The organism is Terriglobia bacterium (assembly GCA_020073205.1).
In the GTDB taxonomy this organism is placed as follows: domain Bacteria; phylum Acidobacteriota; class Polarisedimenticolia; order Polarisedimenticolales; family JAIQFR01; genus JAIQFR01.
This window is the reverse complement of sequence record JAIQFR010000080.1, coordinates 1-20,385: the sequence shown is the minus strand read 5'-3', so window position 1 is coordinate 20,385 and position 20,385 is coordinate 1. Positions and strand designations below refer to the sequence as shown.

At 71.0% G+C, this 20,385-nt stretch carries 15 protein-coding genes; 7 read left to right on the top strand and 8 right to left on the bottom strand.

Annotated elements, in window-relative coordinates; translation table 11 throughout:
* Both LAO51_15075 and LAO51_15070 read right to left on the bottom strand, forming a co-directional pair.
* Positions 1–1,852, bottom strand: a 1,852-nt coding sequence (locus LAO51_15075) for a sulfatase-like hydrolase/transferase (GenBank protein MBZ5640068.1), incomplete at its 3' end; no start/stop codon positions are given.
* Between the two features lie 42 nt (positions 1,853–1,894).
* On the bottom strand, positions 1,895–3,976 hold the full coding sequence (locus LAO51_15070) for a hypothetical protein (GenBank protein ID MBZ5640067.1): 2,082 nt from the start codon (positions 3,974–3,976) through the stop codon (positions 1,895–1,897).
* A 179-nt stretch (positions 3,977–4,155) separates the two neighbouring features.
* On the opposite strand from LAO51_15070, the gene LAO51_15065 reads away from it, so the two are divergent.
* Both LAO51_15065 and rlmKL read left to right on the top strand, forming a co-directional pair.
* Complete coding sequence (locus LAO51_15065; protein ID MBZ5640066.1) at positions 4,156–4,920, top strand: DUF169 domain-containing protein; 765 nt, start codon at positions 4,156–4,158, stop codon at positions 4,918–4,920.
* Positions 4,921–5,061: 141 nt separating this feature from the next.
* Positions 5,062–7,206 carry a bifunctional 23S rRNA (guanine(2069)-N(7))-methyltransferase RlmK/23S rRNA (guanine(2445)-N(2))-methyltransferase RlmL gene (gene rlmKL, locus LAO51_15060; protein ID MBZ5640065.1) on the top strand — a complete coding sequence of 715 codons (2,145 nt, stop codon included), beginning with the start codon at positions 5,062–5,064 and terminating at the stop codon, positions 7,204–7,206.
* Positions 7,207–7,229: 23 nt separating this feature from the next.
* Here the strand turns inward: rlmKL and LAO51_15055 are convergent, their stop codons facing one another.
* Positions 7,230–8,036, bottom strand: coding sequence for a hypothetical protein (locus LAO51_15055; protein MBZ5640064.1), 807 nt, complete (start codon positions 8,034–8,036; stop codon positions 7,230–7,232).
* Positions 8,037–8,217: 181 nt separating this feature from the next.
* Here LAO51_15055 and LAO51_15050 point away from each other — a divergent pair, with 181 nt between their 5' ends.
* Positions 8,218–10,290 carry a M13 family metallopeptidase gene (locus tag LAO51_15050; protein MBZ5640063.1) on the top strand — a complete coding sequence of 691 codons (2,073 nt, stop codon included), beginning with the start codon at positions 8,218–8,220 and terminating at the stop codon, positions 10,288–10,290.
* A 56-nt stretch (positions 10,291–10,346) separates the two neighbouring features.
* Here the strand turns inward: LAO51_15050 and LAO51_15045 are convergent, their stop codons facing one another.
* The 5 genes from LAO51_15045 to LAO51_15025 all read right to left on the bottom strand — a co-directional run bounded on the left by LAO51_15045 (position 10,347) and on the right by LAO51_15025 (position 14,780).
* The gene (locus LAO51_15045) at positions 10,347–12,173 is read right to left on the bottom strand and encodes a hypothetical protein (GenBank protein MBZ5640062.1); all 1,827 of its coding nucleotides are present in this window, start codon (positions 12,171–12,173) and stop codon (positions 10,347–10,349) included.
* The gene (locus LAO51_15040; GenBank protein ID MBZ5640061.1) at positions 12,170–13,063 is read right to left on the bottom strand and encodes an ABC transporter ATP-binding protein; all 894 of its coding nucleotides are present in this window, start codon (positions 13,061–13,063) and stop codon (positions 12,170–12,172) included. The genes LAO51_15045 and LAO51_15040 overlap by 4 nt, the downstream gene beginning before the upstream one ends.
* The gene (locus LAO51_15035) at positions 13,060–13,440 is read right to left on the bottom strand and encodes a GntR family transcriptional regulator (protein ID MBZ5640060.1); all 381 of its coding nucleotides are present in this window, start codon (positions 13,438–13,440) and stop codon (positions 13,060–13,062) included. The genes LAO51_15040 and LAO51_15035 overlap by 4 nt, the downstream gene beginning before the upstream one ends.
* Before the next feature lie 2 nt (positions 13,441–13,442).
* The gene (locus tag LAO51_15030) at positions 13,443–14,273 is read right to left on the bottom strand and encodes a PP2C family protein-serine/threonine phosphatase (protein MBZ5640059.1); all 831 of its coding nucleotides are present in this window, start codon (positions 14,271–14,273) and stop codon (positions 13,443–13,445) included.
* 177 nt (positions 14,274–14,450) lie between these two features.
* Positions 14,451–14,780: an RNA-binding protein gene (locus LAO51_15025; GenBank protein ID MBZ5640058.1), complete on the bottom strand. Its 330-nt coding sequence runs from the start codon at positions 14,778–14,780 to the stop codon at positions 14,451–14,453.
* 385 nt (positions 14,781–15,165) lie between these two features.
* Between LAO51_15025 and LAO51_15020 the strand changes: the two genes are divergently transcribed.
* The 4 genes from LAO51_15020 (at position 15,166) to LAO51_15005 (ending at position 20,382) form a co-directional block, all read left to right on the top strand.
* Positions 15,166–15,576, top strand: a complete 411-nt coding sequence (locus LAO51_15020) for a hypothetical protein (GenBank protein MBZ5640057.1) — start codon at positions 15,166–15,168, stop codon at positions 15,574–15,576.
* Between the two features lie 221 nt (positions 15,577–15,797).
* Entirely contained in the window at positions 15,798–16,817 is a 1,020-nt protein-coding gene (locus LAO51_15015; protein MBZ5640056.1) for a hypothetical protein, read from the top strand.
* 56 nt (positions 16,818–16,873) lie between these two features.
* Positions 16,874–18,514 (top strand): VWA domain-containing protein, encoded by a 1,641-nt coding sequence (locus LAO51_15010; GenBank protein ID MBZ5640055.1) that lies wholly within the window; start codon positions 16,874–16,876, stop codon positions 18,512–18,514.
* Between the two features lie 47 nt (positions 18,515–18,561).
* Positions 18,562–20,382, top strand: coding sequence for a sulfatase-like hydrolase/transferase (locus LAO51_15005; protein MBZ5640054.1), 1,821 nt, complete (start codon positions 18,562–18,564; stop codon positions 20,380–20,382).
* Positions 20,383–20,385 lie beyond the last annotated feature (3 nt).

The window sequence follows — 20,385 nt, the reverse complement described above, 5'->3', positions numbered from 1 at the left end:
CGGCGCGGAGCGCAGCCTCCGCCCCGCCGAGATCTCCCGAGGCGGCGAGCGCTGACGCCAACGCCGTGTGGACCGCCGGGCTGGCGAGGCCCAGCCGAAGGGCCTCGTTGTATTCCCGGACCGCGCCGGCCGCGTCTCCGGTGCCGTACAGGGCGTTCCCCAGAGCGTAGCGCGCCTCGGCGGCCGACGGCTGGAGCGCGAGGGCGGCGCGGTAGGCCCGGGCGGCCTCCGCCAGTCGGCCGGAGAGGTGCAGGGCGTTGGCCAGGTTCCACTGATTCTCGTAGACACCGGGCGCAGAGCGGGCCGCGGCCTCGAGCTGCGAGAGTCCCGGCTCCCGTCGGCCGCCGGAGAAGAGCAGAGTCCCGCTGAGCGCAAGCGCCGCCGGGTTCTCGGGGTCGGCCCTCAGCACCTGCGTCACCAGCGCCAGCGCGTCCTTGGGCCGGCCCGCACCCACCAGGGATTTCGCCTGCAGGAAGCGGACGTGCTCGGCGACGAGGCGCTTGGGGTCAGGCCGACTCGTTCGCTCGACCTTCGAGGCTCCACCCGAGAGGTAGCCGAGGCTCAGGAGCTTCGCGCGGGCGTCGGAATCCATGGTCTCGCGAGCGGAGGCGTCGGCTCGCCCGAAGCCCTGCTGCACCGACGCGAGCCGGCGCCGCCACGACTCGACGTCCGCGCCCCGGCTCCCGGCCAGGTTCCGGGTCTCGCCGGGGTCCCCCGCGAGCTCGTAGATCTCGGGCTCCGGCGCCTCGATGAACTTCGACGACACCTCCCGCAGCGCATAGGTCGGGGCCCAGCCGTAAACGCGCTCGGCGTAGATCGCCTCGGAGTACGCCGGCTCCCGGTCCGCCAAGCTTCCCCCCCGCGCCGCCCCCGCGAAGCTCCGTCCCTGCGTGCCGGCGAGCGGAGGGAGCGACATCAGGTCGAGCGCGGTCGGAACCAGGTCCACGGCCGACACGAGCCCGTCGAAGCGCCGCCCTTCGGGGATCGCACCGTGCATCCGCAGGATGAGCGGGACGCGAATCGCCGCGTCGTAGAGGAACAGGCCGTGGGTCTCCTCGCCGTGCTCTCCCAGACTCTCGCCGTGATCGGCCGTCACCACGACGAGGGTCCGATCGAGGAGGCCTCGCCTCTTCAGGTCGTCCAGAAGCCTGCCGAGTTCCGCGTCGGCGTAGGCGATCTCGCCGTCGTAGGGACGGTCGGCGAACCGCGACGCGTAAGGGGGTGGGGGAGTGTAGGGATGGTGCGGGTCGTAGTAGTGGACCCAGAGGAAGAAGGGCCCGCCGCCGATCCGGTCGAGCGCGGCGATGGCGGCATCGGTGACCTCCGACGCCGGGCGCTCGACGATCGGACGGTAGACGGCGAGGGCTCCTTCCACCGCCGGCCGGCGCCGCGCTCCCGGCTCGTCGTAGTGGTCGAACCCCTGGTCGAGACCCAGCGACCCCGACAGGACCAGCGAACCGACCACGGCGGCGGTGGAGTACCCCTGCCCCTTGAGGTGCTCCGCCAGGGTCGTTTCCACGCCGGGGAGCCGGAAATCCGCGTTGTCCCGCACGCCGTGGCGGGGCGGGTAGAGCCCCGTGAGGATCGAGACGTGCGACGGGAGCGTGAGCGGCGCGACCGCAACCGCGTGCTCGGCGAGCATTCCCTCGGCCGCGAGCCGGTCGAGCCTGGGAGTCTCCGCGCGCTTGTACCCGTAGCAGCCGAGCCGGTCGGCCCGCGTGGTGTCGAGGGTCACGAGGAGGAGGTTCGTTCTCACCTCGGCCGCTCGGCGGGAGGATCCTCCGCAGCCGGCGCTCGCGAGCACGAGCGCCGTGCCGACGAGGGAGATCGCGGTGGTTCGGATCGGGATCATGACGGTCCAGGTTATCCCAGCCCCCCCAGGGAATCCACGGTGCTAGCGATCCCGGGGTTTCGCCGCCGCGGCGCCGGCGGTCACCGGCTCGCCGTCCTCGAGGAAGGCTCGAAGGAAGAACCCGAAGTCGTCGCCGACCTTGCAGCTCTTCACGATCACCGCGTTTTCTCCTGCTTGCAGCCTCACCCTGGCGATCCGTTCCGCCAGGTGGGAGCCCGTGGGCTTGAGATCTCCGAGGAGAAGCGGGGGGCCTCCCGGCCGCCCTGGAGGCGGGTGGCGGTACGGCGAGGCCTCCAGGACGACCTGGCCATTGAAGTAGGCCTTGATCTCGTCATCGGTGGTGAAGGCCAAGGTGGCGTCGGATGATGTGCCCGACCGAACGGTCGCCTCTGCGACCGCGCACGCGTCCGGGGCGAACGCGGGCACGGCGAGAGCGCGATCCAAGTCGACGAACCCCGGAGCGCCGGAGAGCTCGATCCCTACGGCAGCCGGTCCCTGGGCATCGGGGGCACCGTCTCGCGCGACGGCCGGCGCACCGGGCTCCGCCCCCACCGGCACGTCGAGGAGCCTCCGCGCCGGGTCGGGATACCAGCCGGTGACCCGCCAGTCGCCGACCAGCGTGCCGTCGTCGTCGAGGCGAAATACCGAGGCCGTGCGATCCTCGTACTCGAGCCGGAACCGGGGATCGCGACGAGCCATCCACAGGAAACGCCGGTCCTTGGCGATCGCGCACACGAAGCGGCACCGGAACGTCCGGCGGATGGGAGTGAACAGGTCATCGACCCTGCCGACGGCCACGTCCACCCACAGCCGGTACCTCGCCGGATCGGTGACGTACATCAGGATCGAATCCCAGCCGACGAGGCAGCGAAGCTGGGGGTTGAAGAAGAAGATCTCCGCGTAGTCGTCCATCCAGGGGTGGAAGACCGTTTCTCCCGAGGGGACGTTCGCCTTCATCCACGTCGAGGCGCCGGCGAGCTGCGAGCCTTCCTCCGCAGCGGCGGCGTCTCTGTCGGTCTTGAAGTTGCTGGCCAGGAGTCCGGCGGCCAGCAGGACGCCGAGGCCGAGCGACGCCACGGCGAGCCGGCCGGGAGCGGGAGGCCGCGCGGCCTCCTGCGGAGGTCCGTCGCGCGCGTCCCTCGCCGCGACGGCGGCCAGGAGCAGCGTGAACGGCGCCCACATCTCCGCGAGGCGCTGGCTCATCTTGGTGAGCGCGAGGAACCCGAAGGACATCACGAGGAGGGTCCGTGCCTCGGCGGAGACCTTCCGGGCGCGCGAGAGGAGGTAGACCGCCGCCGCGAGCGCCACAAAGACGCCGGCGTTGCTCAGCAGAAGATCGGCGGACGACTGCGGCCCGACCTCGCTGACGGGACGAAGGTCCGATCGCCCCGACCACGCCGCCCAAAGCACCCGGAAGTTGAGGTCCCACCAGAGACGGAGGTTGTACGGGACGAACGGGTTGACGAGGCACCCCGCCGCGGTGCCGGAGAGCGTGGCGAGGGTCATGCGGAAACGGGACCAGCGACCTCCGTCGGCCGCGCCGGGTCGGTGCAGATCGTGGAGGAGCGCCGCGCAGGGGAGGAGGTGGAACGAGACGTGGGTGTTGGCGTACACCGCCGCCAAGACGAACGCCCAGCCCACCCGCCCCAGCAAGATGGCGCCGGTGCCGGCGAGGGCGACCGACAGCGCGAGCACCAGCGACCGGGTGAAGGTGAGCCTGTAGAGGAAATCCGACGAGCAGGCGATCAGCGCGAAGCTGAAGAACAGGGCCCAGGGCACCTTGAGGCGTCGCAGGACCACGTAGAACGTCGCCATCGCCAGCGAGGCGAAGAAGATCGCGGCGAGCCGGGCGCCGAGCAGCAGGTCGCCGAAGGTGAACGGGATCAGGAAGACGTGGTACAGGAACTCCTTGTCCGCGAAGTGCTCGCGGAGAAACGTCTCCTGCCAGACGGGGAACGAGCGCGAGGGCCCATGCTCCCTAAGGACCTCGGCGTACCGGATGTTGAAGTAGCCGTCCCCGCAGTAGATCGGCGGGCCGGCGAACCGGATCGCCCCCACGAGCACGGCCGTGCCGACGACGACCAGCACCAGCGCGGGGAGGCCCGATCGCGCGCGGTCTCTCAAAGCTCAAGCGCCCCCGCGTGACCGGCTGCGGTCACCCTGCCGTGGTGAGCAGGCGGATTGCGACGGTCCCCGATTCTACCCGGTCCGGGCGACCGCGGGCAACGACGGGGGCCGCGGCGGGGACTGGCGGGCGCGGCGATTCCGGCGGAACATGGCTGGGACGTCGAGGAGGATCCGCCATGGAACGACTCGATGGACCGCCGGTCGGCGACCCCAGTCTCGCCGGCATCGCCCGCCTGAGGGAGAAGCTCCGCCTGTCGACGCCGCTCATCGCGGTGTACGACGCGCGCCCGTCCGATGCGTTCGAGCCTCTCGTCCGGGCCGGGGGCACCGCGTGCTGTTTCTCCTACTACGGCCGGTGGCTCGCCGGGGAGACGCTGGTCCTCGAGCGGGACCACGGCGGTTGCCCGGGCGCGCACCGCGCGCTGGGACTGGAGAAGCAGTATCCGCCCTACATGGCCCACTTCCTGACCGACGGTGCCGGGGCGCCCAAGGGGGAGGGGCTCCGCGCGAGCCCCGAGATCGCCCAGGCGATCCTCGACGCCGCGCACCCGCCGGAGATCACCGCCGACACGGTCCTCATCGGACCGCTCCTCCTGGGCCAATGGGAGACGGTGAAGAGCGTGACGTTCTTCGTCGATCCGGATCGGCTGGCGGCCGTCATGACGCTGGCCGGCTATTGGTCGGCGACCGACGTCGCCTATGCGCCGTTCGGGTCGGGGTGCAGCTTCCTTCGGCGCGCCCTCGACGGAGGCCCCGACGAGCGGGCCGTGGTCGGCGCGACCGACATCGCCATGCGGAGGTACTTGCCGCGGGACATCCTGACGCTCACCGTCGGCCCGACCCACTTCGCGAAGATGCTCACCGTGCCGGAGGACAGCTTCCTCTATCGCTCGTGGTGGAACGACCTGCTGGACGTTCGGAACAGGGGCCGGACGAGCTAGGACGGAGCGGTCGGGACCGAAGCCTCGGGCCGTCGTCTGATACGATCCACGTTCATCTTCATCGATGCGTCGGCCCTCGTCCGCCCCCCCGGCCCGGGAGCTGGACGCTGGTGAGGCGGCGTCTTCCCGAAGGTGGTGCTCGTGGCGCTCCGGTTCTTTGCCACCGCGTCCCGCGGGACCGAGAGGGTCCTGGCGGACGAGCTAGGGGAAATCGGGATCCGGGCGATTGAGGAGCGGCGGGGGGGCGTGGCGTTCGGCGACACCCTCGAGGACGCCTACCGCGCCTGCCTCTGGTCGCGCGTGGCGAGCCGGGTCCTCCTTCCCCTCACGGTCTTCGAGGTCGACGGGGCGGAGGCCCTCTACCAGGGCGTCCACGCCGTCGACTGGATCGACCACGTCGGCCCCGAGAGGACGATGGCCGTGGACGTCGCGGGAGGCGACTCCCCGGCGGGCCCGCCCCACTTCGTGGCGCTCAAGACCAAGGACGCCGTCGTCGACCGGGTGCGGGAGGCGGAGGGAGCGAGGCCGGACGTCGACACCGCCCGCCCCGATCTCAGGGTCAACGTGCACCTTGCGGGCGCGCGGGTCACGGTGAGCCTTGACCTCGCCGGGGGGAGCCTGCACCATCGCGGCATCGATCGCGCGGGGGCGGCGGCGCCGCTCAAGGAGAACCTGGCCGCGGCGCTGCTTCGGATCGCGGGATGGCCGGCGCTCTCAGCTCTCGCGCCGATGCTCGACCCGCTCTGCGGGTCGGGGACGATCCTCATCGAGGCGGCGTGGATGGCCCTCGACGTGGCGCCCGGCCTCGAGCGGGAGCGGATCGGCGCCGAGGGATGGCGGGGGCACGACAGTGCGCTCTGGGACCGCCTTCGCGCGGAGGCGCGGGACCGGCGCGAGGCAGGGCGCGGGCGAGCCGTGCGCATCGCCGGCTCCGACGCCTCGAGGACGGCGGTCAAGACCGCCCGGGAGAACCTGGAGCGTGCCGGCGTCGCCCGGCACGTCCGGGTGGAGCTCGAGGATCTCCGCCGGGCGGAGGCCCCGTGGCCCGACCCGGGCCTCGTGGTCACGAACCCGCCGTACGGCGCGCGCCTCGGTGAGGCGGGGGAGCTCGGGCCGCTGTACGAGCTTCTCGGCGACGTGCTGAAGCGGCGATTCCCTGGCTGGACCGCGTGGGTGCTCTCCGGCAATCCCGCGCTCGCGAAACGGATCGGCCTCAAGCCCGCGTCGAGGCACATCCTGCACAACGGGCCGATCGAGTGCCGGCTCCTCGAGCTGCCGATCGCCGGCCCGCCGGTCTCGGGCGAGCGCGGACCGGCGTGGCGCAAGCCGAGCGAGGAGGCGGGCGCGCTCGCGAGGAAGCTCGTCAAGAACCGGCGCGACCTCGCCCCATGGGCGGAGCGGCTCGGCCTCACCTGTTACCGGCTGTACGACACCGACATGCCGGAGTACAACCTCGCGATCGACTGGTACGACGGTGCCGTGCGGGTCGAGGAGTACGCGCCTCCGCGCAAGGTCCCGGTGGAGGCGGCAGAGCGGCGCCTCCGCGACGCGCTCCTCGTCGTGCCGGAAGCGCTCGGCGTCGATTCCGCCGACGTCGTGCTGCGGGTCAGGCGGCGGCGCGTCCCGGGGGAGCAGCACGAGCGTCGCGACGACCGGGGGCGGTTCCGCGAGGTCCGGGAGGGCGATCTCCGTTTCTTGGTCAACCTCACGGACTACCTGGACACCGGCCTATTCCTGGACGACCGCCTCCTGAGGCGACGCGTCCGGGAGCGGGCGGCGGGACGCGACTTCCTGAACCTCTTCGCCTACACCTGCGCCGCCACCGTCGCCGCGGCGGCCGGGGGGGCCCGCACCACCACGAGCGTCGACCTCTCTAACGTCTATCTCGCCTGGGGACGCCGGAACCTCGCGCTCAACGGGCTCGAGGCGCCCCGCCATCGCTTCGTGCGCGCGGACGTCGTGCGGTGGCTGGCGGCAGGGGGCGAGCGGCACCGCTACGACCTGATCCTGGTCGCACCGCCGACGCATTCGAGGTCCAAGGGGATGGCGGCGGAGTTCGACGTCCAGCGGGACCACGCGACGCTGATCGCCCGCTCTGCCCGCCGGCTCGCACCCGGCGGCGAGATGCTGTTCAGCACGAACCTCAGGGGATTCGTCCTCGACGAGGCGGGGATCCCCGAGGTGGCGGCGCGGGAGATCACCGAGGAGATGACTCCCCCCGACTTCGCGCGACGCCCGCGGCTCAGGGCGTGGGAGCTTCGCGCGGGGAGCCGGCACCCTCGCTGAGCCCGGGCCCGTCGAAGGGGAGCCTACTCCCTGCAGATCGTCGCGTCGGCGAAGGCGGGGTTGACGAAGTGGATCACGGCACAGTCGTTCGCGACGGTCACGGTCGCGAACTGTCGACCCTGGACGGAGATCGCCCCGGTCAGCGCGGTTCGGTCGAGCACGTAGTCCACGTTCACACCGGACGGCGTCTGCACGAACACGGAGATGAGGATCGTCGTGAGCCGGACCGTCGCCGAGGAGGGCGTGCCGCCCGTCGGCGTGACCCCGAGGTCCAGCTCGAGGCTGTGATCGGTGAGCTGCCCGCTGCCGCTGATCACCGCGGTGCCGGTGAGGTTCCAGGTCGCCGCCTCTCGCGTGTTGGAGACCGTCGCCGAGAGGGCGACCGCGAACTTCGTCCCGGAGGCGGGCTGGTCCGCTGCGACCGTCACCGTCAGCGTGCCGCTGATCGTCGTCGCCAGGCCGTCGACGCTCCGCGTCCCGGAGAAGGCGAGGGTGGCGACGCCGACGTCGGACACCGAACAGGTCCCCGTGATGCCGTCGCCCAGATCGAAGGTCGGATTGCACGTGGGCACCGTCGCCGTGGGGGCGGGGGCCTGGGCGCGGGACAGGGCGGCGGCGGTCCCGACTTGGCCCAGGAGCTCGCCGGCGACCGTGCGGGCCCCGTCCGCCATCGGCACGGCGACGAGCACGACGGGCGCCGATTCCCGGACGCCGGTCTCGGCCTGCTGGTCGCTGGTTCCCGAGACGTCGTCCGAGCGGCAACCGGAAGCCACGAGCGCGAGCCCGGCCAGGCCGGCCAGGGCCCATGTCGAACAGGATCGATGCTTCATGGGCGACCCTCCTCGCCCCAGTCCGGACGGGGCCTCGCGGATCCCAGTTAGATTCTGGGCCCTCGGGGGCTCGGGGTCAATTCGAACTTGGTGATCGGGTGACAATCGTCGCCGCTCCCGAAACCCCTCGGCAACGCCTGCGTAACCACGTAGCCGAGGCGGGCAACGTAGGAGGGTCGAGATGAGACAGCGATTCTGGATCGGCGCCGTGATCGCCGCCGTCGCGCTGACGACGGCTTGGGCCCAGAGCCCGCCGCCCGGCGCCCCGTCCGGCGACAAGCGGCCGTTGGCGTCGCTTCCCTACACGCCGGGCATCGACGTCTCGGCCATGGACCGTTCCGTGGATCCCTGCGCGGACCTCTACGCCTACTCCTGCGGGGGGTGGATGAGGAACAACCCGATCCCGCCCGACCAGGCCCGATGGACCGTCTACGACAAGCTCGAGGACGAGAACCAGCAGTATCTCTGGGGCCTCCTGGCCGAGGCCGCCGCACTCGATCCCTCCCGCACGCCGGTCCGCCGGACGATCGGGGACTTCTTCGCCGCCTGCATCGACGAAGACGCGGTGGAGAGCGTCGGTGCCGCGCCCCTCGAGGAGCCGCTCGATGCGATCGCCGCTCTCCGGTCCAAGGACGAGATCGCCGGCGTTCTTGCCCGCATTCACCTGAGCACGGGCGGCACGTCACTGTTCGGATTCGGCGCGGACCAGGACCCGAAGGACTCCGAGCAGGTCATCGCGTTCGCCTACGCCGGCGGGCTCGGCCTTCCGGACCGCGACTACTACGTGAAGAGCGACCCGAAATCGAAGGAGACGAGGGCCCGATACGAGGCCCACGTCCGGAAGATGCTGGAGCTTTCGGGGGAATCCTCGGCGACCGCGGCCGACGGGGCGCGCGTCGTGCTCAGGATCGAGACCGCGCTGGCGAAAGCATCGCTCACGAGGGTGGAAAAGCGCGATCCGTACCGGGTCTATCACAAGATGAAGGTCTTGGACCTCGAGGCGCTCACCCCGGCCTTCCGCTGGAGCGCGTACCTCGGCGGGATGGGTGTGCCGGGAGTCGACGTGCTCAACGTCACCGAGCCGGAGTTCTTCAAGGCGCTGGAGAAGCGGCTCAAACGCGACAGCCTCGACGACTGGAAGAAGTACCTGCGCTGGCATCTCGTGAAGGACCGGGCGCCCTACCTCTCCTCCGCCTTCGTGAAGGAGAACTTCGCCTTCTACCGAGGCTACCTGCGCGGGGTGAAGGAAATCCAGCCGCGCTGGAAGCGCTGCGTGTCCTGGGTCGATCGCGACCTCGGCGAGGCCCTCGGACAGGTCTTCGTCGAGAAGACGTTCTCGCCGGAGCTCAAGGAGCGGACGCTCGACATGGTGCGGCGGATCGAGGCGGCGATGGAGGCCCGCGTCAAGGGGCTCGCGTGGATGAGCGAGCCGACCAAGAAGCAGGCGCTCGCCAAGCTCGCCGGCATGCGGAACAAGATCGGCTACCCCGACACCTGGCGGGACTACGGCGCGCTGGAAGTCACGCGGGGCGACTTCGTGGGCAACGTGACGCGGGCCGCCGCGTTCGAGTCGCGGCGCCAGCTGCGCAAGATCGGGAAGCCGGTGGACCGGAACGAGTGGGGGATGACCCCGCCGACGGTGAACGCGTACTACAACCCGTCGATGAACGACATCAACTTCCCGGCGGGGGTCCTCCTCCCGCCGCTCTACGACCCGAGGATGGACGACGCGCCGAACTACGGCAACACCGGCGGGACGATCGGCCACGAGCTGATCCACGGCTTCGACGACGAGGGGCGGAAGTTCGACGCGAAGGGGAATCTCCACGACTGGTGGACCGAAGCCGACGGAAAGGAGTTCGAGAAGCGGGTGAGCTGCGTCGCGGACCAGTACGCGCAGTACGTGGTGGTGGACGACATCAGGATCAACAGCCGTCTGACGCTCGGCGAGGACGTCGCCGACCTCGGCGGGCTGATCCTGGCCTACGCCGCCTGGAAGGGCGCGGAGGCCGGGAAGACCCTCGAGGCGTCGGACGGTCTGACCCCCGACCAGAGGTTCTTCGTGGGCTTCGCCCAATGGGCCTGCGAGAACGATCGGGACGAGAACAGGCGGCTCAACGCGCTCACGAACCCGCACTCGCCGGGGATTTACCGGATCAACGGCGTCGTCGCCAACATGCTGGAGTTCCGCGGCGCGTTCTCGTGCAAGCCCGGCCAGCCGCTGGTGCGGGAGCAGGTCTGCGGCGTGTGGTGAGGACGGTCGGGGCGAGGTCCGCGCCGAATGGACGGACACGGCCGTCCTCGCCCCCCTCAGCTTTCCTCCCGGGCTCGGACGATCAGCGAGCATGGAACGGGATTCGCCGGGATCTCCATCCGTAGGAACTGGATCTCCGCCACCCGGTACGCGACGATCAGGAGCAGCCCGCCGCCCACCCAGGCCGCCACGGTGCCGAGGGCGCTGCGACCCAGCTCCCATGTCGGGATCTCGACGAAGGCCCGCACGAGCCAGGGTCGGGCGAGATGGGCCATCGTCGTGACCAGTTGGACCGGCAACGGCAGGATGAGGAGCCCCATGCCGCCCCAGTGGATCGCTCGGCGTGCCTTGTCGGGGATCGTCGAGCGGTACGCGCGGAACAGCGCGGCGACGAGGAGCAGCCAGGGCACGACGACGAGCGTCATCAGCACCGGGAACGCCGGCCCCGAGCGGGGGGAGAGGCCCGGGCGCTCCGCGCGGATGGGGAGGCCCGGAGCCCGCCCCACGATGCTGCCGTCGGGGAGCGTCGCCAGCCAACTCCGCTCGACCTCCTCGATAGGGAGCGGCAAGCCGTAGATCGCCTCCGAGGCCCGGCTGATCTGGAGCGCCACGAACCTCGCTGAGCATCCCGGCGGCGTGCTGTACGGCGACCAGATCACTCCCCGGCCGCCGCGCAGGAGCGGCTGCCGGTCCGCGGGGTGCGATTCGCCCCAGGGCGACAGGATCTCCGGCGCCCGGCCGTCGAACGCGAGCCGGTGGATTCGCAGCGGCACCGTCACCGACCAGCGGCCGGTCTGCTCGTCCTTGAGGAAATCCACGAACTCCGCGCGAACCCCGAAACGCGACTCCACCAGCGCACCCGCGCTCCAGGCTGCGGCGAAGGCGATCGCGCCGGGCAGAACCAGCCCGGCGAACAGGGCCCGCCGCGAGAGCGGAAGCGGGTCCAGGTCCTGGAGAAGGGCCAGCCTGGGCATGACGAAGCTGAAGAGCATGTAGCTGGCCAGCGGGATGTAGACGTATCGGAGGTCCCTGAGGTCGCCGTCGTCCCTCCAGGGCGTGAGCGCCCCGCCGAGGAACAGCCCGAGCAGGACGATGAGAGAGTAGACGATCCATTCCTTCACCCCCGACGTCAGGCAGCGGAACGCCGCGAGCCGGACGCTCCACGGCACGCGGCCGGGGGGGCCGACCGCCTCTCCGGGATCCGTTGCGGTCGGGCCTTCCGCGCTGCGGGAGCGTCCGTCGGCGGGGTCGCGAGGCACGACCACGAACGCCTCTGGCACGGACCGGAAGCCGCGGACGAAGGCCGCGGCGGCCAGCGCGAGCGGGACGAGCGCCCCGGCGGGTCCCGCCCCGCTCAGTGCCGCCAGGAGCGCGATCACCCCCAACAACACGAGGAGATTCCACGCATCGTGAGCCCTGGAGTCGGGGATGCGGGCGAGCGAGGGCTTGGGCAGCTGCAGCAGGACGGCCGCGAGCAGCATCCCGCTCTCGAGAAGGAGCCCGAGGCCCGGAAGGCCCGGGCACCGCACGTCGATGCCGCCGACCGTCCCGGTGGGGAGGGCGGCGATCCCGACGCACCACGCCACCAGGAGGGTTCCCGCCAGCGCGACCGCGGCCAGGTGGGCGAGCCAGATCCGCCGCGCCGAGATCGGGAGCGCCAGGTCGAAGACGCGGCACCGCGCCTTCCCGCCGCCGAGCACGAGGTAGAGAGCGAAGGTGAACCCGCCGACCAGCACGACCAGGATCGGGGGGACCTGGACGTGCCGCTTGAGCGCGAGAGCCGTCACGAGCCCCGTGAAGACGCCCGCGTTGAGGCCCAGGATCAACCCCCAGTATGGGAGGCTCCGCCAGGCGTCGTCGTGGCGGATACGGGCGAGCATCATGGCCGACCCCCGGCCAGCTCCACGAACATATCCTCGAGCGGGATCGCCCGGCAGGGAATGTCGGGAAGGCCCAGCTCCTCCCGGAGCGCCGTCCGGGCCTCGACGGGGGACAGCCGCAGGATCGCATGCCAGGCGTCCGGCCGCTCGCGCACGCCGAGACAGCCGCCGAGCGCCAGGAGGCGCCCCCGGTCGGCCATCGCCTCTCTCGGCACCATCGCGAGCGCGAATCCCTCCCTGAGCTCGTCGAGGCCGTTGTCGATCAGGACCCTTCCGCCATGGATCATGACGATCCGGTCGGCCATGCGCTCGACGTCGCTCATGTAGTGCGAGGAGAACAGGATCGCGGTTCCCGACTCGTTGAGGAGCCGGATCGACGTCTCGAGGAACTCCCGGCGCGCCGCGGGGTCGAGGCCGCTCGCCGGCTCGTCGAGCAGGAGAAGCTCGGGCCGGTGTGCCACGGCGCAGAGCAGCGCGGCGCGGCGCACCTGCCCCTTGCTGAGCGTACGGATTCTGGCGCGACGCGACAGCTCGAACCGGTCCATGAGGTCGCGCGCCATCGCGTCGTCCCAGGTGGGGTACAGGCCGCGGTGGAGGTCCACGACTTGGCCGACGGTGAAGAACGGCGGAAGGATCTGGTCCTCGGCGACGTAGCCCACCCGACGCTTCACCTCCACGGGATTCTCGCGCGGGTCCATCCCGAGCACCCGCACCTTTCCGCCCTGAGGCTCCATCATGCCCATGGCGATCCGGATCAGCGTGGTCTTCCCGGCCCCGTTCTTCCCGAGGAGCCCGACCACCTCGCCGGGCAAGAGCGAGAAGCCGACCCCGCGGAGCACGTCGGAGCCACGGGTGTACGCGCGGTGGATGCCATCGAACTCGAGCGCCTTCATGGCTCCATTCCTTTCTGCATCTCGTGGAGCAGGTCGAGAACGTCCGCGAAGGGGACCCCGCTGAGCGCGGCCTGGGAGAGCAGGCGCTGCCCCGCGTCGCGCAGACGCTCCAGCTTCTCCTCCGGCGGCCGCTCCGGGAGGCCTTCGCTCACGAAGGTCCCTCGACCCCTCTGCGTCTCTATCAGGCCCTGTTGCTCCAGCTCGTCGTAGGCCTTCTTCACGGTCAGGGGCGCGATCACGAGGTTCTCCGCCAGATCCCGGTGGGAGAGCAGCTTGTCCCCGGGCCTCAGCCGGCCGCCGGCGATGGCGTCGGTGACCTGGCGGACGATCTGCCGGTAGATCGGGAGCTCGTCCCCGGGGTGGACGTGAAGCTGCATCGCTATCCTCGACGCGGCTCGTTTTCGCCGCCGGCCGTGCACGCGGCGACCGGAGCGCCTCGGCGGCCCCGAACGCGCGCCGCGACGATCGTCAGGTCGTCCGCGCGCTCGCCGCCGCTGAAGGCCTCCGCCTCGTCCGAGATCGCGCGGACGAGCGCGCCGGCGCGCAGCTCGCGATGCGCCTCGATCGCGGCGATCAGGCGCTCGTCGCCGAAGGCCTCACCACCCGCGCACGTGGCCTCCGTCGCGCCGTCGCTGACCAGGAGCAGGAGGTCACCGGGCGAGAGCGGGATTTCGCGGGTGCCGCACGTCCAGCGGTCGAACATCCCGAGGACCGTGGCGGTCGGGCGCAGGCGCTCGACACGGAGGCCGGGGCGCAGCAGCACGGGCGGAACGTGGCCGCAGTTCGCATACCGGAAGCGTCCCGACGCCTCGTGGTATTCGCCGACGAACAGGCTCGCATAGTGCTCGGGGGCCGTGCACTCCAGGAACAGGCGGTTCACGGAGACCAGCAGCCGCTCGAGGTCGCCGCCGGCCAGCGCATAGTGGCTGCGGAGGCTCGCCTGCAGCGTGGCCATCATCAGCGCGGCCGGAACTCCCTTTCCCGAGACGTCTCCCAACACGAGGGCGACGCGTCCCGGCGCGGCCTCGATGAAGTCGTAAAAATCGCCTCCAACACCTCGCGCAGGGAGGCTGAGTCCGGCACACTCGAGCCCGCCGGGCCTTGGCACCAAACTGGGGAGAAGGCGGGACTGAACGCGCCGGGCGGAGCGCATCTCGTCGAAGTGGGTCCAGCCGGAACCGGCCGATTCCGTTGAAGCGCCGTACGCCATGGGTCCCTCCACCTCATGTGACCATGTGACATATAACACTATATCACTATAATTCGAGACGTCAAGAAGTTTCTTGCGAGGGCGGGGCGGTGATGGGAACGGCGTGGGTGGAGGCAGAATAAAAAGGGGCGCCTCCGAAGAGGCGCCCCAGAGCGAATTCGCCCGTTGATGCCGGGACTAGAAGCGGCGATTCCCGCCGCGGCCACGACCGCCGCCGCCGCCACCACCGAAGCCGCCGCCGCCGCCGCCGCCGCCCGTGCGCTCGCGCGCCTCGTTCACGGTCAGCGCTCGGCCACCGAAGTCGAACCCGTTGAGGTCCCGGATCGCGCTGTCGGCATCCTCGTTGCTGCCCATCTCGACGAAGCCGAAGCCACGAGGACGGCCGGTGTCGCGGTCGGTGACGAGCTTGACCTCGCTGACCGTGCGGCCGCCCTGGGCGAAGAGGTCGCGGATTTGGTTCTCGTCCGCGCTGAAGGGGAGGTTGCCGACGTAGAGTCTGGTACCCATGTCTCGAACTCCTGGCGCTCCTTGTGGCGCCGTTCTCGGGTTCCGGCCGCCGACCCGATCCGACGGGTCGGACGCTCGTGCCTCAGCACGTCATCGGCTTCGGCACGTCATACTTTCGTTTCTGTACGAGAGGATGCCGACCAGAACCTGTCAACAGAATAGGCGAGCCCCGGCGTCGTGTCAAGTGGGACCTCCGCTCGCCTCCCGGTGGTTTGACAGGAAAAGGGATCTGTGCGATAAAACAGGAGTGGGATAGTCCACTATTCAGTCTGGGCGAACCGGAGGGATGACCGGGACGGCGCGATTGCCAAGCTAGCGCTCCAGCCCGTCGGCTCCGGTGGGATCGCAACTCGCAGGGTCCGCTGACCCGCGGAGGAGAGTTCACATGAATCGCCGGAGTCTAGCTGTTGTCGCGCTTCTCGTCCTTTCCGTCCTGGTCACGTCGCTGCCGGCCCTCGCTCAAAGCTCGGGTGCGACGATCACGTCCAACGTCCCGTTCGAGTTCAACGTGGCCGGAAAGTCCTTCCCGGCCGGGGAATACCGGGTCCTGAATCAACCCCGTCAGGTGCCCGCGCTGCGGCTCCAGAGCGTGGACGGAAAGCTCAACGCCGCCCTGTCCCCGATCACCCGGCTCGCCCGGCAAAGTTCGGGCGAAGCCCCGAAGGGGAGCCTGGTGTTCGACATGGTCGACGGGAAGCACTTCCTCTCGGAAGTCTGGATGCCCGGCCAGGACGGGTACCTGGTGCACGTGTCGAAGACCGAGGAGCAGCACGTGGTCGTTGACGTGAAGCAGTAGGCGGCACGCCGCGATCGTCCTCCGGCGCACGGCGCCGGCGGATCAAGAGCGCAAACACCCCGCGCCGGCCCGGCCTCACCCTCGGAGGCCGGCCGGCGCGGTCTTTTTTTGCCTCTGCCATCGTTTCCCGCGTGCAACCCTCGTCCCGACCGATCCGAGTCCACCTGCTAGCATGCCCCGAGGTTCCCGCCCCCTCCGGCACGGACCGGAGGCACCACGCCATGGGGCAGCCGCAGCAAGCTCGGTCCGGATCGGCATGGTTTCACGTGATGAACCGCGCCGAGGGGCCTGCCACCCTGCTCCGGCGACCCGGCGACGGCTCGACCTTCCTCGATCTCGTCGGCGATTTGGCCGCCCTGTCGAGGCTGGAGGTCCACGGGTACTGTCTCCTCGAGCGGCACTACCACCTCCTCGTCCGGGCCGCCGAGGCGGTGCTCGGCGAGGCGATCCGCCGCTTCGAGCGGGCATGGGCCGAGGTCCCGCCGTGCGGCCAACGGCCGGGCGCGGCTCTTCGCCTGACCGCGAAGCCCCGCCTGCTTCCCGTCCAGTCGGGGAGACACCTCGCCGAGGTCAGCCGGTACATCCACCTGAACCCGTTCGAGGCCGGGCTCTCCTTCAGGCCCGAGGACTGGCCCCACTCGAGCTATCGAGGCTACCTCGGCGACCTCGGGGCGCCGGGGTGGCTGCGCACGGAAGCGGTCCTGGCCCGTTTCGGCTCGATCGGGGCACGGCACCGGTATCGCTCCTACGTCGAGGCCGGAATGGACCCCGGGACCCGCGATGCGGACGGACGTCCGCGCTGGAAAGCGCTCTTCCGGGAGGGCTCGCTGGCGGAGGATCTCGCGTGGCGCGTGGAGCCGCTCCTCCCGCCCGCTCCTTGCTCGGCCGATTCGCGGCGCGGTGGCCCGAGCCCTTCCCTCGGCTCGCTCGCCCGGGCGGTCGCCGAGGCGTTCGGGACGAATGCCGCTGCGATCCGCGCGGAGCGCCGAGGGGGAAGTCCCGCCGTGGCCCTGGCCCGCGGCGCCGTCGTCCACGCCGCGCGCATTGCTGGATGCTGCCGGCTGAGCGATGTCGCCGCGTACTTGGGCTACGCGTCTCCCCGTGCCGCGGCGGTTGCCGCCTCCCGCGTCGAGCGGGCCCTTGCGACCGACCCCGCGCTGGCGTCGCGCCTCGCCAGGGTGCTCGCGTCCGATGATGCCTTGCGAGCCGCGGCGTGCTCAATCGATGACGTGTCCTCGTAGGCGCCGGGTGGGCGTGCCCCGGTGGGGTAAAATACCGACCTCCGGCTGAATTCGACATGGTGACCCCTGCTGTCTCCCGCGCGCTTCTGCTCGTCGCCGCCGCGGCACTCGGCGCGGCTCAGGAGAAGCCGCGCCCCTCGGGGCTGACCGAGCACGTCAACGTGGATCTGGTCCAGCTCAACTTCCTGGCCACCGATCGGAAGGGAAGGCCCGTCAGCGACCTCCGAGCCAACGAGGTCGAGATCTCGGAAGGAGGCGTGCCCCAGGCGGTGGCACTGCTCCAGCGCTATTACCTCCCCAAATCGGCGTCCGGGGAGCCGGGGAGCGCGGTCCCGCCGCCCGAGCCTCTCGCTCCCGCGCCGGCTCGTTCGGTCACACCGGGGCGCTGGATCGCCTTGGTGGTGGACAACTACGCAACCACGACCCCCACGGCGATCCGAGCCATCGAGGCCCTGCGCAAGTTCCTGGAGACCGGCCTCGCTCCGGGCGACCAGGTCGCCCTGATCCACTTCGCGGGGAAGATCGACGTCCTCCAGGGGTTCACGACCGACAAGGAGCGGCTCGAGCGGGCCTGCGACACGGCCGTCTCGGTCACGAACCGCGCGGTGGAGGACCGATTCGGATCCCTCGACGGCCTCATCAGCGACATGACGAGCTGCCGCGGCCGGTCGAACTCGCTCGGCTGCGTGGAGAAGTACGCGGCGGCTTACCAGGATGCGCGGTTCCGGGAGGCCGACGCCCTCATGACCGCCCTGACCACGATCGTGCGGTCCCTCGCGCCGATCCCGGACATCAAGACGCTCGTCCTCTTCAGTGAGGGGTTCTCGCGCGATCCGGCGGGCGACGCGCAGGACGCCGCGCGGGTGTCGCTCGGCGCCCGGGCGCCCCAGCTCGTGATCGCGGGTTCCGGCACGGAGGAACTCGACGCGGAGTACGAGAAGCTGTCCGAGGCCGCGGCGTCCGCGAAGGTCTCGATCTTCACCGTGAACCCCGGGGGCGCCGCGAAGAACAGCCTGGTCAGCGCGCGCCGGGGCGGTTTCATCGACGAGGCGAGCGGCGCGCTCCAGATCGACCCATTCCGCCGCAGCGAGCAGAACCGGCAGGCGGGGCTCGCGGATCTCGCGCATCGGACGGGCGGGACGGCGACCCAGGGGACCGACGCGTTCCGGGATCTCCAGGGCGTCGTGAACCTGTCCGCCGGGCTCTACACGGTCGCGTACTATCCGCGCGGGGACATCCCCATCTCGCGCCTTCGGGACGTCAGGATCCGTGTTCTGAGAAAAGGGGTTCGAGTCGAGGGGCGCCGAGAGCTTCCCCGTCCCGAGTCCTACCCGCCGCTCACGGGAGAGCTGACGCTGGCCCCCGACCCCTGCTCCGATCGCGGGCGGCGCGCCGTCGTCATGAAGCTCCGCCTCGACCGGAGCCGTCTCCTGTTCGAGGACCTCGAGGGCAAGCGCTCCGCGAACTTCTCCGTGTTCATCAGGCTCCTCGTCGGGGACGCGGCCGAGCCCGCGTTCCAGGACTACCGCTTCCTCAACATCACGAACACCGCGAAGGAGTTCGACTCCCACGCGGAGCCCGATCCGGTCATCGAGGAGACCCTGACCCTCCCATGCAAGGCGGTGACCGTCGCGATCACGGCGAGCGACGCGGGAAGCGGCGCCCGGGGCGAGTTCACGGCCGCCCTCTTGCCGTGAGGCGAGGCGCGCGCCTGGCGGCGCGGCGTCTCGCCCGAGCCGTCTCGATGGCGGCGATCGCGGTGGCGATGGCCGCGGCGGGATGCGCCGGGCCCGCCTCCGAGCCTGCGGCGCGCCACCTCCTCCTGGTCACGCTGGACACCACGCGGCCGGACCGCCTGGGATCCTACGGCCACCTGAACGCCGGGACGCCCTGGCTCGACGCGCTGGCGGCGCGAGGGACCCGGTTCGAGCGCGCCTACGCCCAAGTGCCGCTCACGCTGCCGTCCCACATGTCGATCCTGACCGGGCTCTACCCGACCCGCACTGGAGTTCACGCGAACGGCCAAACCAGCGCGTCTCCCGGCGTCCGCACGCTCGCCGAGCGGCTCGCCGCGGAGGGTTTCTTCACCGCGGCGGCCGTGGGCGGCTACCCGGTCGCCGCGCGCTTCCCGGTCCGGAGCGGGTTCGAGACGTTCGACGACCGCATGACCGATCCGCGAAACCCGCAGGGCCTCGAGAGGGACGCCGGCGAGGTCGTGCGCGCCGCTCTGGCCCTCCTGGGGGCGCGAGGGAGCCGGCGGGCTTTCCTCTGGGTCCACCTCTTCGATCCCCACGATCCGTACGAACCGCCGTCCCCGTTCCGCGAGCGCTTCGCGAGCGACCTCTACCAGGGGGAGATCGCGCGGGTGGACGCCGCGCTCGCCGACCTCGAGCCGCGGCTCGCGTCCGCGCTGGCTGGGGAGAGCCTCCTGGTGTGCGTGGTGGGCGACCACGGCGAGGCGCTGGGAGAGCACGGCGAGGAGACGCACGGCTTCTTCCTGTACGAGCCGACCGTCCGCGTTCCGCTCCTCATGGCCGGGCCGCGCGTGCCGAGAGGGAAGGCTTACTCGTCCCCGGTCCAGACCGTGGACCTCGTTCCCACGCTGATGAGCCTCCTCGGGCTCCCCGTCCCATCGGGGCTCGACGGTACGCCTCTCGACCTCGGAGCGAGATCGCCGGCCTCTCCCCGCCGGGTCTACCTCGAGACGGAGCTTCCGTTCGCCCATTACGGCTGGAGCCCGCTGCACGGAGCGGTGGACGGCCATGCCAAGTACGTTTCCGCGCCGCGCCCAGAGCTCTACGATCTCGCGTCCGACCCGGGGGAGACCCGGAGCCTGTACTCCGAACGTGCCGAAGAGGCCGGGGAGCTGGACGCGTGGATTCGTCGAGCGCGGGAGACCGGGTCGCGCGAGGGAGGCCCGCCTCCGATGGCGGCGGATCCTCGTCTCCTCAGCCTGGGGTACGTCGGGACCGGCGCCCGCGGCGGCGCATCCGGAGCGATGATCGACCCGAAGGACGAGCTCGCGACCTACCGCCGGTTCCAGCAAGCGTCGAAGGCGCTCGAGGCGGGAGTGCCCGGCGAGGCGCTGCCGCTCCTCGACGCGCTCCTCGCGGAGAGCGACACGCCCGGGGTCCGGTTCCAGCGGGCGCGGGCTTTGCGAATGAGCGGGCGGCTGCGCGAAGCGGAGGCAGAGCTTGGGAACGTGGCCGCGGCCGAGCCGGATTTCCCCGGCATCCACCTCGAGCGATGCTGGACCGCGCTCAACCTCGGCGATCCGCGCACCGCGCTGGCCGAGGCCGAGCGGCACCTCCGGCAGGATCCGTCGAACGCGCAGGTCCTGATGTTCCGCGGGGCGGCTCGCGAGGGCCTCGGAGACCTCGGCGGCGCGGAGAGCGACTACCGGGCCGCGCGCGACGCCAACCCCGCCTTCGGCGGCGCATCGCTGCGCCTCGCGGCTCTGCTCGTGCGCGCGGGCAGGATTCCCGAGGCCAAGGAGGTCCTGAAATCCCGCCTGGCGATCGACGAGGCCGACCGCCTGGCCCGCGGCCTACTCGATTCTCTCTAAAGG

What these genes read in the sequence shown, in the direction of transcription:
- LAO51_15045 (MBZ5640062.1), bottom strand. Translation starts at nt 12,173, where the DNA reads ATGATGCTCGCCCGTATCCGCCACGACGACGCCTGGCGGAGCCTCCCA.
- LAO51_15025 (MBZ5640058.1), bottom strand. Translation starts at nt 14,780, where the DNA reads ATGGGTACCAGACTCTACGTCGGCAACCTCCCCTTCAGCGCGGACGAG.
- LAO51_15065 (MBZ5640066.1), top strand. Translation starts at nt 4,156, where the DNA reads ATGGAACGACTCGATGGACCGCCGGTCGGCGACCCCAGTCTCGCCGGC.
- LAO51_15040 (MBZ5640061.1), bottom strand. Translation starts at nt 13,063, where the DNA reads ATGAAGGCGCTCGAGTTCGATGGCATCCACCGCGCGTACACCCGTGGC.
- LAO51_15005 (MBZ5640054.1), top strand. Translation starts at nt 18,562, where the DNA reads ATGGCGGCGATCGCGGTGGCGATGGCCGCGGCGGGATGCGCCGGGCCC.
- LAO51_15055 (MBZ5640064.1), bottom strand. Translation starts at nt 8,036, where the DNA reads ATGAAGCATCGATCCTGTTCGACATGGGCCCTGGCCGGCCTGGCCGGG.
- LAO51_15050 (MBZ5640063.1), top strand. Translation starts at nt 8,218, where the DNA reads ATGAGACAGCGATTCTGGATCGGCGCCGTGATCGCCGCCGTCGCGCTG.
- LAO51_15015 (MBZ5640056.1), top strand. Translation starts at nt 15,798, where the DNA reads ATGGGGCAGCCGCAGCAAGCTCGGTCCGGATCGGCATGGTTTCACGTG.
- LAO51_15035 (MBZ5640060.1), bottom strand. Translation starts at nt 13,440, where the DNA reads ATGCAGCTTCACGTCCACCCCGGGGACGAGCTCCCGATCTACCGGCAG.
- LAO51_15010 (MBZ5640055.1), top strand. Translation starts at nt 16,874, where the DNA reads ATGGTGACCCCTGCTGTCTCCCGCGCGCTTCTGCTCGTCGCCGCCGCG.
- LAO51_15030 (MBZ5640059.1), bottom strand. Translation starts at nt 14,273, where the DNA reads ATGGCGTACGGCGCTTCAACGGAATCGGCCGGTTCCGGCTGGACCCAC.
- LAO51_15020 (MBZ5640057.1), top strand. Translation starts at nt 15,166, where the DNA reads ATGAATCGCCGGAGTCTAGCTGTTGTCGCGCTTCTCGTCCTTTCCGTC.